We start from the raw sequence: 12,445 nt of genomic DNA, 5'->3' as shown, positions 1-12,445 counted from the left end.
TGTTGCGGCGGCGCGGCGGGTTCTGCCGTAAATATACGCGCCAAGCAGCGGCGGCGGCTACTTCAGGTTGTTGATAACGTTCTGGGCAAATTGCTGGGTGCTGGCCGAGCCACCCAGGTCGCCGGTGCACTGCTCTTTGTGCTTGAGCGTCTCGTTCAGCGCGTTTTCGATGCGCGTCATGGCTTCTTTCTCGCCCAAGTGCTCCAGCATCAGCAGGGCCGAGCGCAGCAGGGCCGTGGGGTTGGCAATGCCTTTGCCGGCAATGTCGGGTGCCGAGCCGTGTACGGCTTCGAAGATGGCCATGTCGTCGCCGATGTTGGCGCCGGCCACCACGCCCAGGCCGCCTACGAGGCCGGCGCAGAGGTCGGAGAGGATGTCGCCGAAGAGGTTGGTCGTCACAATCACGTCAAACTGCTCGGGTTTGGTCACGAGCTGCATGCACATGTTGTCGATAATCTTGTCCTCGTACTGAATCTGCGGAAATTCGCGGGCGGCCTCCTGCGCGGCGTCGAGCATGATCTTGCCGGCCACTTTCAGAATGTTGGCCTTGTGGGCCAGCGTTACTTTTTTGCGGCCGTGCTTGGCGGCGTAGGCAAACGCGGCGCGGCAAATCTTGCGCGCGCCCACCACCGATACCCGCGCAATGGAGTCGCCGATGCCGTGGTGCTCGTCGAACATTTCCAGGCCCGAGTACAGGCCTTCGGTGTTTTCGCGGAACAGCACCAGGTTTACGCCCGAGTAGCGCGAGGCAATACCCTCGGTGGTGCAGGCCGGGCGCACGTTCTGGTAGAGGTCGAACTGCTGGCGCAGCGTCACGTTGATGGAGCGGAAGCCCTTGCCTACGGGGGTGGTAATCGGGCCTTTCAGGGCCACGCGGGTGCGCTCGAGCGAGTCAATCAGGCTCTGCGGAATCAGCTCGCCCGACTGGTCGAAGGTGGTCTGGCCGGCGTTCTGCTCTTCCCACTGCACAGGCACTTGGGCCGCCGTGAAAATGTCCTGAACCGCACGGGTGATTTCCGGGCCGATGCCGTCGCCGGGAATGAGAGTTACTGTATGCATTCGTATCAATGTGTGAAATGTGCGAATGTGGTAAAATGTGAAAATGTGGACCGTGTGCTAATGAGGTTGTTCCCGCACTAGCACATTGCCCACATTCTCCGCATTTGCCACATCTACAAGGCGGTCCGGCGCGAGTTGATCTGGTTGATGAGCTGGTCGACGTCGCCGAGCAGTTGTTCGGCTTTGTCTTTGGCGTCGCGAATTACGCGCTGGCCTTCGGCGCGGGCCGAGGACGGACCTTCGTCAACACGGCTCGTTACCAAGCCTTCGGTGAGGTCGGCCAGGATTTCGCGGTACTTCTCGAGCTTGTAGCTGAGCCAGTTGCGGGTTTCACGGCCCTTTTCGGGCGCGTACAGAAGGCCAATGGTGGCCCCGGCGAGGGCGCCGGTGGCGAAGCACAAAATGCCGGTAGTGGTTTTGCTGGCCATAGGGGCAGAAGGCGGAAGGAGAACGAGTGGGGAAACGGACTACAAGGACCCGACACAGGCACAACGGCGGCCGCCCGGTCGGGGTTGCCGCGGGCCGGGCTCGGCCGGCTACTGGTTGTCCAGCAGCCCGCGGCCCGACTTGCGGATGGCGCCGCTGGCCATCAAGTCCTGCGCCAATTTATCCAGAATCCCGTTGATGAACTGCTTACTTTTCGGCGTGCTGTAGAGTTTGCTGATTTCGATGTACTCGTTGATGGTCACCTTCACCGGAATCGAGCGGAACAGGTGCATCTCGCAGAGGGCCATTTTCAGGATGATCTTGTCGAGCAGGGCCACGCGCTCCACGTCCCAGTTCTGCACCGCGCCGCTGATCAGGGCCTCGTAGTTGGCGTCTTCGGCCAGCGTCTGCTTGTAAAGCGTTTCGGCAAACTCTTTGTCTTCCTTCCAGTTGGCCGACAACGACAGCAGCTCCAGGTTCTCATCGGCCGCTTCGTCGAGCATCTTCAGCGTCTTCACCACCAGGTTCTTGACGATGGAGCGGTTCTCTTCCCAATTCAGGTCGTCCTCTTCGAGGCGGGCCGCCAGGGCGGTGCCTTTGAAAACGAACGTCTTGTAGATGTACTTGAGAATTTCCTGCTCGGCGGCGTAGTCGGTGGCCGCGCCTTCGATTTTCGACTCCCCGGCAAGGTAGCTGCGCAGTTCTTCGTCGTTGCGCATTTCGTTGCGCCAAGCCAGGCGCAGGGCTTCCATCTCGTTTTCGCCGGCCCACTGCAGAGTGCGCCGAATGGTTTGCTCCTGCAGTTGCTTGTTGGCGGCCAGTTTCTGCAGCACCGGGTTGCGCTCCAGGCGCGTGGTGTCCAGTACGTCGGTCGAGGCCGTGAAGCGGCGGGCTTCGCGGCTCTTCTCTTCCTCTATCACCTGCAGCAGCGCGGCCGGCAGGTTCAGCAGGTGCAGGTACTGATCGTGGATGCTCTCGGTGGCGTTGAGCATCTGGTTCATGAAGAAGACCGTTTCCTTCTGCGCCTGCTTCTGGTAGTAGCGCACGGCGTCGTCCACGGCGTCCTGCACGTCCTTGTCGTCCGACTTTTCAATGTCGGCCGGTTTGCCGGCTACGTGGGCCGTGTGCCACTCGCGGAAGGTGGCGTCGGCCATTTTCTGCTGGCCCTGCAGCAGGCGCTTGTCCTGCGGCACCATCGAGTTCAGGTCGGGCTGAAACGCGTCGCTGATGCGGTCGAGTGCCAATGAATAATCGGACCCGATAGCCTGTTCGTAGGCGTAAAGGGCCTGCATGACCTTGATGCGAAGCGTGCGGCGGTTGAGCATGTATTCAGTTGTCAGTTGTCAGTAGCCAGTTGCCAGTTGGTCGTTCGGGTGCATCGCAAGGCGACTTTCCCAAACTGGCAACTCGCAACTCGCAACTGGCAACTCAATTAGTACGTCGACTTCACCTTGCCGATGGCGGCGATGCGCTCCTTGGCAATCTGCGTGGCAGCTTGCTGGGGGTGCAGCCCCTCCTGCTCGGCTTTGTTGAGCACCTGCAGGGTGTAGTCGTAAATTTTTTCGGTTTGCGTGAGGGCACCTTGGCGGCTGGTGCCCACCACCTCGGAGTACACATTGATGAGGCCGCCGGCGTTGATGAGGAAGTCGGGGGCGTAGATGATGCCTTTTTTCACCAGGGCCGGGCCGTGCACGTGCTCGTCCTTCAGCTGGTTGTTGGCGCAGCCGGCCACGACCTGGCACTTCAGGCGCGAGAGGGTGTCGTCGTTGAGCGTGGCGCCCAGGGCACAGGGCGAGTAGATGTCCACGTCCTGGTCGTAGATATCGTCGAGGCCCACGGCTTTGGCCCCGAACCGGGCGGCCGCTTCTTCGGCGCGCTCGGTGTAGTAGTCGGTCAGCACGATTTCGGCGCCTTCCTTCACCAGGTACTCCATCAGGTAGGTACCCACGTGGCCCACGCCCTGCACGGCCACGCGCTTGCCCGAGAGGCTATCGGAGCCGAACGCCTTTTTGGCGGCGGCTTTCATACCCATGTAGGTACCAAATGCCGTTACCGGCGACGGGTCGCCCGAACCGCCCATGGTTTCGGGCAGGCCGGCTACGTGCTTGGTTTCCATGCGGATGTACTCCATGTCCTTGGTGGTCATGTTCACATCCTCGGCCGTAATGTATTTGCCGTTCAGGTTCTGCACAAAGCGGCCGAACTTGCGCAGCAGGGCCTCGTTTTTCTGCGTTTTGGCGTCGCCGATGATGACGGCCTTGCCCCCGCCCAGGTTGAGGCCCGAAATGGCGGCCTTGTAGGTCATGCCGCGCGAGAGGCGCAGCACGTCGTTGAGGGCTTCCGCATCGGAGGCGTAGTGCCACATGCGGGTGCCGCCCAGAGCCGGGCCCAGAACCGTGTTGTGGATGCCGATGATGGCGCGCAACCCGGTTTCGTGGTCGTGGCAGTATACCACTTGCTCGTGCTGGTGCTCGGCAATTTGCCCGAAGATGCTGGTCTCGGGCAGGGCTTGAATCTCAACCATTGGGGAAATGAAAAAGATTGGGGAAAATGGGGATGGGGAGGCGAACGAGCGGGCACAAAGGCGTCGTTGCGTTGTTATACGGGCGGCACTCATCCGCCCGACACCAAAAACCGACTACCCCGTACCTTTGGTCGCAAGGAGCCACTGCCCCCTGAAACCGGCCGCAAAGGTAACCCGTTTTTCCCACTTAGGCTACCGTGGCACCTTGCCCGCGGCCTAGGTTTCCGCCTCGATTTCCCCGCCCCGTGAGAGCCTTACGCGCTACCGACAAGTACCTTTTCCGCTATAAATGGCACTTCCTCGGCGGGGTGCTATTCGTGGCCTTGAGCACCCTGCTGGCCATTTTCCCGGCTCAGATTGTGCGCTACGCCTTCGACCTGGTACAGGAGGGCATCGACCTCTACCACCTCTACAACGGCACCTCGGCCCAGCAGGAAATCTACTCGCTGTTCGGCCGCAACCTGGTGCTTTACGGCGGGCTGATCATTCTGATGGCTTTGCTGCGCGGGGTGTTCCTGTTTTTCATGCGCCAGACGCTCATCGTCATGTCACGGCTCATTGAAAACGACCAGAAAAACGAAATCTACCAGCACTACCAGACGCTGCCGCTCAGTTTCTACCGCCGCCACAGCACCGGTGATTTGATGGCGCGCATCAGCGAAGACGTGGGCCGGGTGCGCATGTACATCGGGCCGGCCATCATGTACTTTCTGCAGCTGGTTATTTTGTTTCTGCTCATCGTGCCCCTCATGCTGGTGGTGAACGTGAAGCTCACGCTGCTTACGCTGCTGCCGCTACCGGTGCTGAGCGTGAGCATTTACTACGTCAACAACCTGATTGAGCGGAAGTCCGACGAGATTCAGCGGGCGTTGTCGGACATGACCACGTTTGTGCAGGAGGCATTTTCGGGCATTCGGGTGCTCAAATCGTTTGTGCGCGAGCAGGACTCGCACCGCAACTTCACCACGGCTTCCGATGCCTACAAAGCCAAGTCGCTGGATCTGAACTTCGTCAACGCACTGTTTTTTCCGCTGATTCTGTTTCTGGTGGGTATCAGCACGCTCGTCACGGTCTGGATTGGCGGGCAGGAAGTGATTCGCGGCACCATCACCGTCGGCACCATTGCCGAGTTCCTGATTTACGTGAACCTGCTCACCTGGCCCGTTACGGCCCTGGGCTGGACCAGTAGCCTCGTGCAGCGCGCCGAAGCCTCGCAGGCCCGCATCAACGAGTTCATGCACCAGCAAACGGACATCGTTTCGCGCCAGCACATTGCGCAGCCCATTCAGGGCGACATTGTGTTCGAAAACGTGTCGTTTACCTACCCCGACACCGGCATTCAGGCCCTGCAGGACGTGTCGTTCCGCATTCAGCCGGGCCACACGCTGGCGGTTATCGGCAACACCGGCTCGGGCAAAACCACTGTGGCCAACCTGCTCTGCCGCCTCTACGACGTGACCAGCGGCCGCATTCTGGTCGACGGCGTGGACGTGCGTGACTACACGTTGGATTCCTTGCGCAGCCAGATCGGCTACGTACCGCAGGATGTGTTCCTGTTTTCCGATACCATCGGCCATAACATCGGCTTCGGCCTCGACAGCCTAAGCGAGGAACGCATGGTGCAAGCCGCCCAGGATGCCGACGTACACGAAAACATCATCCGCTTCCCCGAGGGCTACAACACCAAAGTCGGCGAGCGGGGCATCACGCTTTCGGGCGGGCAGAAGCAGCGCGTGAGCATTGCCCGCGCCCTGGTGAAAGAGCCGAGCATCCTGATTCTGGACGACTCGCTTTCCGCCGTCGACACCAAGACCGAAAACGTCATTCTCAACAGTCTGCAGCGCATCATGCAGGACCGCACCAGCCTCATCATCTCGCACCGCGTGTCCTCCGTGAAGCTCGCCGACCACATCCTCGTGCTCGACGACGGCCGCATTGTGCAGCACGGCACCCACGAGGAGCTGATGGCCGACGCCGAAGGGCTGTACCGCGCCCTCTACGAGCGGCAGCTGCAAAGCGAAGAAGCGGCGTGAATCTTTAACTGCTCCCCCCTTACTGCATCAATAGCTCTGCAGCGCGCTGGCCGCTGCGGGTGCCCATGGCCACGCCCATGCCGTTGCAGCGCAAGGCGCCATATATATGCGGAGCCAGTTCGCCGATGAACGGCTCCAACTCCTGCCCGAAGCCCATGACACCGCTCCAGCGGTAGTCGATGCGCGGGCGCTGGCCGGGCAAAATGACGTCGGTGAGCAGTTTCTCCAACCGCTGCTGCACCAGCGGCGTAAGGCCAGGCTCGGTGGTGGCCTCGGCTTCGAAATCGAGGTTGCGGCCGCCGCCCAGCAGCACCCGGTTGCCCACTTGCCGGAAGTAGTAGTAGCCTTTGTCGTAGTGGAAGGAGCCGGGCAGGCGCAGGCCGTCGAGGGGTTCGGTCACCAATACCTGCCCGCGGCCGGGCGTCACGTCCAGCTCGGGGAAAAACTGCCGGCTGAAGGCATTGGTGGCCAGCAGCACTTGCCCGGCTTCGAGGTCGGCCAGCGCGGTACGCAGCGTGGCCCCGGCGGCGTGGCTTTCCAAGCCTAGTACCGGCAGGCCGTGCAGCACCGTCACGCCCTCTTGCCAGGCCAGGCGCAGCAGCGCGTCCATCATGCGGCCGGTGTTGATGGTGCCCTCAGCCTTGTTTTCCAGCATGGTGTGCACCCCGGCAAAACCGTAACCCGGCAGCTGCGCGGTGGCATCGGCGAAGATGTCGTTGGTGCCGATAACGGGGCCCAGCAGCGCGTTATAGTAGTCCAACTCCTGACGGCAGGTGGTGGCCAGTTCGGCATCGGCGGCACGGAACAGCTCGTAGCCGCCCACTGGCTGGTAGCCGATGGCCTCGTCGCCCAACAACTCGCGCAGCTGCCGCAGGCCTTCCCAGCGGTAGCGCACCACCGACAGCAAAGCCTCGGTGCCGCCGCGGCGCTCCTGCTCCAGCAGCTCCGAAATACTCCCGAAGCAGGCAAAACCGGCATTTTTGGTGCTGGCTCCGTTGGGCAGCACGTCGCGCTCCAGCACCACCACGCGGACCGTAGGGCGCTGGCGCCGGGCATAAATGGCGGCTGTAAGTCCCACAATACCGGCTCCCACCACGGCCACGTCGGCGGGGCGCAGGAACGTCTGATGTTCCCAGTAGGAAAGCAGCGGATTCATAAGCGACGGAAAGCAAAAAGCCTCCCGGCAACCAGTGTCGGGAGGCTGAAAGTACGCGAAAGCCGCTGGTTTTCGGAGGCTATTGGCCGAGCGTCATGCGGCGCATGTACACTTTATCGGCCACGGTGCAGCGCACCACGTAGGTACCGCCGGAAAGTTTGCCCAGGGGCACCGTCATGGGCGCACCGGTGGCCGACAGGGACTTGGTAAAGACCGGCCGGCCGTCGGTATCGTTGATTTCCAGGCTCATGGGGCCCTTAGCATTGGTGCGCACCCGCAGGGAGTTGTTCACTGGGTTGGCTTCGAGGCTGAAGGTAACGGTGGGCGCCACCACCCCGCTCTTGGCCGAGTCGCCGCTGATGAGGGCCGACTTGGCCGTAGCCGGCGCCGACTGGGCGAAACCCAGCAAAGGAAAACCACTTAAGAGAATGGGAAAGACGAGCTTCTTCATACGCAAACGCATTGCAGGTCAGGGCACAAGATAGGCATTTGCCTACGTATCGGGCTGCGGAACCGGTTTTTATGCAAACCGCTAAACGACGAGCGGCGTTCCGGCAGTGCAAGGGCCGTACCAGTTTTTGTGCGGGCCCGCGAAAATTTACTTGGCCGGGCGTTGCACAAATGCGGCCAGGCTGTGTACATTTGCAGCCACATTGTCCGAAAACGGGGTGTAGCGCAGCCCGGTAGCGCGCTACGTTCGGGACGTAGAGGCCGTAGGTTCGAATCCTGCCACCCCGACTACTACAAAGGAAAGAAGCTGATACCAGGGCTTTTTTCTGGACAATGTGACCGGCCGCCTTCCCGAAAGGCGCCACGCTCGGGGTGTAGCGTAGCCTGGTATCGCGCCAGCATGGGGTGCTGGAGGTCGCAGGTTCGAATCCTGCCACTCCGACGAACGGAAAGCCCGCTGAACTTTGGTTCGGTGGGCTTTTTTGTTTTCAATACCTCAGCTTGAAGCCATTACCGGGTTTGTTTGCGGCCTGTTTCAGGTGGGCTATACTACCGTGAGCCCGGCCGCGTTTAAGGCGCACACTTATCCCCCTTTCATGCACAAATTCCTTCTTCCCGCCGCATTGCTATTGGCTGCGGGCACGGCCCAGGCCCAAATTCCGGCCGGCACTATCTTGGTAGGCGGCAACATCAACTATTCGCGCCGCGAAAACCAAAGTGAGCTTACCCCCACCAGCGGGAAACGCACCACGCAAACCGTCACGGGCTTCGACCTGGGCCCCACCGCCGGCTACTTCCTGGCCGACAACCTAATGCTGGGCCTGGGACTGGATTACCAGAAAAACCACGCCACGGCTCCGGTATATGTCGCTTCCCTGACCGGCGACATCTCCAAACTCATGGACCTAGAGGCCAAGAGCCGCTACCTGGCTGTGGGGCCGGTGGTACGTTACTACCACTTCCTCGGCGAAAACGCGGCTTTTTACGGCCAAGCCGGGGCGGGCTACCGCACGGGCAAGGCCGAAGACGAATATTTGCTTTCGGCCAACCCCAATGCCATGGGCACCGAAACCCGCCGCACCGAAAGCTCCGGGTTCTATGGTCAACTTTCGCCGGGCTTCGTCTACTTCCCGGTATCGAAACTGGGCCTGGAGGTAAGCCTGCGCGGGTTGTCGTTCGATAAAATGTCCTCCGAATCGACCTCGACTACCGGCGCAAAAAGCCCCAAGGCCAGCAGCAGTTTGTTTGATGCGGGTATTGGCCTGAACGATTTGCGGTTTGGTGCGGCGTTCTACTTCGGCCGCTAGTCCTGCGTGTCGGGTCCTTCTCCTCCACATTAGTAAGCCTGCCCGTTGAGTTTCAGCGGGCAGGCTTGTTTTTGGCTGGTGGCTACCCCAAGCCTGTTGCATTCTTGGGCCTGCGCGGCATGGCGCTGGTCAGTCGGGCCACCTAGCTACCTGCTATGTTCGTGTTCGGAACGCACTTTTCACTCATTCTTCTTCCCATGAAAACCTACTTGCTTCCTGCCGCTCTCCTGCCGCTCTCCTGCTACTGGCCGGCGCGGCTCAGGCCCAAACGTCGGCCGGCACCATCATGGTGGGCGGCACCATTGGCTTTTCGAGCCAGTCCACTGAAACAGATTTTAGCACCACCCAACCCGACACGGAAGTGAAGACCACCCGCTTCAATTTCGCGCCTCAGGCGGGCTATTTCCTAGCCGACAACCTAGCCGTGGGGCTGTTTGCCAACTTGGCCAACCAGAAAGTTACCCGCCCCACCTTCGATTTCCGGGGCACGGAATTCAAAATCGAGGAAAGCAGCCGCACCACCCAACTCGGCCCCTTTGTGCGCTACTACCACTTGGTGGGCGACGAGGGAAAGGCGGGCTTTTTCGGGCAGCTGGCCGCTGGCTACCAAAACCGGACGGACGAGTTTGACACCGATTTACCCGGCAGCTACGACAGCAAAACGAGCGGCAGCGGCGGCTTTGCGGCCATCACGCCCGGCTTCGTGTTTTTCCCGACCGAGAAATTTGGCCTGGAGCTGACACTGGGCAACCTGGGCTTCCAAAGCCTGAAGCAAGACTTCGAGTCGGACAACCCCAACGTCAAGCCCTATACCACCAAGACCAGCGGCTTCGACGCCAATTTCAGCCTGCGCAATTTGTCGGTAGGGGCGTTTTTCTACTTGGGAAAGTAAGAACTGCAACTATAAAGAAATGCCCGGCGCTGTACCATCCGATGGTACAGCGCCGGGCATTTTCTCTTGCTTAGGCTATTTCACCACCGCCACCATCTCAGCCGGCCCCTCTTCCGGGAACCGCTCTAGGTACACCTGCCGGAGCTTGAGCTTCTGGGTTTCGGCGGCCGCTTTCAGGGCGGGATAGAGCTTGCCGGGGGCCAGCATGTAGTGGGCCTGAATGCGGGCGCGCACCACCCGCTGGCCGGCGGCGAAGGTGCGGTAGCGGAACCCGGTCGGCAGCGGCTGACTGGTATCGGCCACCACCAAGCCGATGAAGGCTTTGATAGAGTCGCCTTCGCTTTCGGGGGCGTTGTAGTAGAGGTTGCCCAGGGTGCCCCGCAGGCGGCCGCTGCGCTGCAGTTCGCCGGCCTCGCGAAACAATTCGCCGAACTCCTGGCCGGGGATACCGGCGTAGTACTGCCCGGCCACAAACACGGGCTGCTGGGTGGTCAGTACATCTACCTGCGGGCTACGGAAACCGCCCAGCCACGCATACACGCCGGCAAAGCCCAGCGCCAGCACGGCCCCAATGATTACAAACCAACGCGACATATTCAATGATCAATTAACAATGAGCAATGAACAATCAACAGAGCAGATGCCCAAGTGCCTGCGTACCCGCTATCGGGCACTGACACCAAGCCATTGCTCATTGCTTATTGCTCATTAACCAAGTACTGCATCTGGTAGAGCTGGGCGTAGTAGCCGCCGAGGCGTAGGAGCTCGTCGTGCTGGCCGCTCTCCTTGATTTCGCCGCGGTCGAGCACGATGATGCGGTCGGCTTTCTGGATGGTGCTCAGGCGGTGGGCAATAACGAGCGAGGTGCGGCCGCGCATCAGCTTTTCGATGGCTTCCTGAATCAGCTCCTCGGTTTCGGAATCGACGGAGGACGTGGCTTCGTCGAGGATGATGATGCGCGGGTTGTAAACCATGGCGCGCACGAACGAGATGAGCTGGCGCTGGCCCACCGAGAGCGTGGCGCCGCGCTCCATCACCTTGTACTGCAGGCCACCGGGCAGGCGCTCAATGAACTTGCGTGCCCCCACCAGCTCGGCCGCGTGCCAGATCTGGGCCTCGGTAATGTCGGTGTTACCGAGGGTGATGTTGTCCTGAATGGTGCCGGCGAAAAGAAACACGTCCTGCAGCACCACGCCAATCTGGGTGCGCAGGGCCTTGAGGTCGTACTCGCGCAGGTCGTGGCCATCAACGCGAATGTGGCCCTTCTGGATGTCGTAGAAGCGCGAGAGGAGGTTGATGATGCTGGTTTTGCCGGCCCCGGTGGCTCCTACCAGGGCCACCGTCTGGCCGGGCTGCACGGCAAAGCTGATGTCGCGCAGCACCCACTCCGGCTCGTTGTAGGCAAACCATACGTGGTCGAATTCCACCTGGCCGCGCAGATTTTCGGGCTGGCGGGTGCCGTTGTCGGCAATGAATTCCTTGCTATCGAGCAGCTTGAGCAGGCGCTCGGTGCTGACCAAGCCCAGCTGCAGGGTGTTGAAACGGTCGGCAATTTGGCGGATGGGCCGGAAAAACAGCGAGTTGTACATGATGAAGGCGATGAGCGCCCCCTTCGAGATGGTGCCCTCGATCTGGCCCTGCGCGGCGTACCACACCAGCAGGCCCACGCCGATGGCGGCCAGCACTTCAGCCACCGGGAAGTAAATGCTGTAGTAGAGCACCGAGCGGATGTTGGCGCGGGTGTGCTCTTGGTTGAGCTTCTCGAACTTGCGGAACTCGCGCTGCTCGTTGCTGAAAATCTGCACCACGTTCATGCCCGTCAGGTGTTCCTGCACGAAGGCGTTAAGGTTGGCCACGGCCGTACGCACCTCCTGAAACGACTTCTTCACCTTCTCCTTGAACACGTAGGTGCTCAGCAGCAGCGGCGGAATCACCGAAAGGCTCACCAGCGTCAGGCGCCAGTCGATGTAGAACATGAAAGCGGTGATGAACACCAGCTGCAGAATGTCGCCGATCATGGCTGCGAGACCTTCGCTGAACACGTCGGAGAGGGTTTCCACGTCGGAGATGTTGCGGGTGACGAGCACGCCGATGGGGGTGCGGTCGAAAAACTGCAGGCGCAGGTTGAGAATGTGCTGGTAGAGGTCGACGCGGATGTCGCGCACGATGAATTGGCCCAGCCAGCCGCCGTAGTAGGTCTGCAGGTAGCTCACGCCGGTGTGGGCCACGAGCAGGCCGAGCAGCAGGAAAAACATGCGGTTCAGCCCCGACCAGTCGCCGGCGGCAATCTGCACGTCCACCATCTGCTGAATCAGGAACGGGCGCACGGTGCCTAGGGCGGCCGTGGCAATGGTCAGGAAAATCAGCAGGCCGAAGACGCCGCGGTAGGGCCGCACATACACCATCAGCCGGCGCAGCACCTGCCAGTCGAAGATGTTGCCGGTTTTGGTGGCGGTAGTAGGATTGGCAGACTCCACAGGCAAACAGGAGGATGAGGGCGGGAGGGAAAACGCGTACGGGAGTAAACCGCCCAAGCGGCCCGCAAGTTACGGCAGCCGCAGCTAGGAGCTGGAAGGTCACGCCATTGCGGGGCGGGGT

General features: G+C 61.0%; 11 protein-coding genes and 2 tRNA genes. 5 read left to right on the top strand and 8 right to left on the bottom strand.

Translation table 11 applies throughout. The annotated features are described in order from the left end of the window. Positions 1-57 precede the first annotated feature (57 nt). The 4 genes from F0P96_RS13635 to F0P96_RS13620 form a co-directional block, all read right to left on the bottom strand. Entirely contained in the window at positions 58-1,059 is a 1,002-nt protein-coding gene (locus F0P96_RS13635) for an isocitrate/isopropylmalate dehydrogenase family protein (RefSeq protein WP_151079466.1), read from the bottom strand. 113 nt (positions 1,060-1,172) lie between these two features. After that, complete coding sequence (locus F0P96_RS13630) at positions 1,173-1,487, bottom strand: YtxH domain-containing protein (protein WP_151079465.1); 315 nt, start codon at positions 1,485-1,487, stop codon at positions 1,173-1,175. Between the two features lie 108 nt (positions 1,488-1,595). Beyond that, positions 1,596-2,810 carry a transcription antitermination factor NusB gene (nusB, locus tag F0P96_RS13625; protein ID WP_151079464.1) on the bottom strand — a complete coding sequence of 405 codons (1,215 nt, stop codon included), beginning with the start codon at positions 2,808-2,810 and terminating at the stop codon, positions 1,596-1,598. Between the two features lie 107 nt (positions 2,811-2,917). Next, positions 2,918-4,009, bottom strand: a complete 1,092-nt coding sequence (locus F0P96_RS13620; RefSeq protein WP_151079463.1) for a Glu/Leu/Phe/Val dehydrogenase dimerization domain-containing protein — start codon at positions 4,007-4,009, stop codon at positions 2,918-2,920. A 245-nt stretch (positions 4,010-4,254) separates the two neighbouring features. Here F0P96_RS13620 and F0P96_RS13615 point away from each other — a divergent pair, with 245 nt between their 5' ends. After that, complete coding sequence (locus F0P96_RS13615) at positions 4,255-6,042, top strand: ABC transporter ATP-binding protein (protein WP_151079462.1); 1,788 nt, start codon at positions 4,255-4,257, stop codon at positions 6,040-6,042. 19 nt (positions 6,043-6,061) lie between these two features. On the opposite strand, the gene F0P96_RS13610 is transcribed toward F0P96_RS13615, so the two are convergent. Both F0P96_RS13610 and F0P96_RS13605 read right to left on the bottom strand, forming a co-directional pair. Then, positions 6,062-7,198, bottom strand: a complete 1,137-nt coding sequence (locus tag F0P96_RS13610) for an NAD(P)/FAD-dependent oxidoreductase (protein WP_151079461.1) — start codon at positions 7,196-7,198, stop codon at positions 6,062-6,064. A 79-nt stretch (positions 7,199-7,277) separates the two neighbouring features. Further along, complete coding sequence (locus tag F0P96_RS13605; protein WP_151079460.1) at positions 7,278-7,649, bottom strand: T9SS type A sorting domain-containing protein; 372 nt, start codon at positions 7,647-7,649, stop codon at positions 7,278-7,280. Between the two features lie 213 nt (positions 7,650-7,862). Here F0P96_RS13605 and F0P96_RS13600 point away from each other — a divergent pair. From F0P96_RS13600 to F0P96_RS13585, 4 genes are all read left to right on the top strand, one after another. Further along, positions 7,863-7,936: transfer RNA gene (locus F0P96_RS13600), tRNA-Pro, on the top strand. An 80-nt stretch (positions 7,937-8,016) separates the two neighbouring features. Then, positions 8,017-8,090, top strand: a tRNA-Pro gene (locus F0P96_RS13595). 154 nt (positions 8,091-8,244) lie between these two features. Beyond that, positions 8,245-8,955, top strand: a complete 711-nt coding sequence (locus tag F0P96_RS13590; protein ID WP_151079459.1) for an outer membrane beta-barrel protein — start codon at positions 8,245-8,247, stop codon at positions 8,953-8,955. Positions 8,956-9,055: 100 nt separating this feature from the next. Further along, positions 9,056-9,847 (top strand): outer membrane beta-barrel protein, encoded by a 792-nt coding sequence (locus F0P96_RS13585; protein WP_151079458.1) that lies wholly within the window; start codon positions 9,056-9,058, stop codon positions 9,845-9,847. 75 nt (positions 9,848-9,922) lie between these two features. Here the strand turns inward: F0P96_RS13585 and F0P96_RS13580 are convergent, their stop codons facing one another. Continuing rightward, positions 9,923-10,441: a hypothetical protein gene (locus tag F0P96_RS13580; protein ID WP_151079457.1), complete on the bottom strand. Its 519-nt coding sequence runs from the start codon at positions 10,439-10,441 to the stop codon at positions 9,923-9,925. A 104-nt stretch (positions 10,442-10,545) separates the two neighbouring features. Next, complete coding sequence (locus F0P96_RS13575; protein WP_151079865.1) at positions 10,546-12,252, bottom strand: ABC transporter ATP-binding protein; 1,707 nt, start codon at positions 12,250-12,252, stop codon at positions 10,546-10,548. Between the last annotated feature and the right edge of the window lie 193 nt (positions 12,253-12,445).

The organism is Hymenobacter busanensis (genome assembly GCF_008727865.1).
Taxonomy (GTDB): domain Bacteria; phylum Bacteroidota; class Bacteroidia; order Cytophagales; family Hymenobacteraceae; genus Solirubrum; species Solirubrum busanense.
Note: the sequence above shows the minus strand (reverse complement) of the source record. Positions and strands in the feature narration are given on the sequence as shown.

Coding starts and splice junctions, on each gene's coding strand:
- F0P96_RS13635 (WP_151079466.1), bottom strand. CDS start 1,059: ATGCATACAGTAACTCTCATTCCCGGCGACGGCATCGGCCCGGAAATC.
- F0P96_RS13630 (WP_151079465.1), bottom strand. CDS start 1,487: ATGGCCAGCAAAACCACTACCGGCATTTTGTGCTTCGCCACCGGCGCC.
- nusB (WP_151079464.1), bottom strand. CDS start 2,810: ATGCTCAACCGCCGCACGCTTCGCATCAAGGTCATGCAGGCCCTTTAC.
- F0P96_RS13620 (WP_151079463.1), bottom strand. CDS start 4,009: ATGGTTGAGATTCAAGCCCTGCCCGAGACCAGCATCTTCGGGCAAATT.
- F0P96_RS13610 (WP_151079461.1), bottom strand. CDS start 7,198: ATGAATCCGCTGCTTTCCTACTGGGAACATCAGACGTTCCTGCGCCCC.
- F0P96_RS13605 (WP_151079460.1), bottom strand. CDS start 7,649: ATGAAGAAGCTCGTCTTTCCCATTCTCTTAAGTGGTTTTCCTTTGCTG.
- F0P96_RS13590 (WP_151079459.1), top strand. CDS start 8,245: ATGCACAAATTCCTTCTTCCCGCCGCATTGCTATTGGCTGCGGGCACG.
- F0P96_RS13580 (WP_151079457.1), bottom strand. CDS start 10,441: ATGTCGCGTTGGTTTGTAATCATTGGGGCCGTGCTGGCGCTGGGCTTT.
- F0P96_RS13575 (WP_151079865.1), bottom strand. CDS start 12,252: ATGGTGTATGTGCGGCCCTACCGCGGCGTCTTCGGCCTGCTGATTTTC.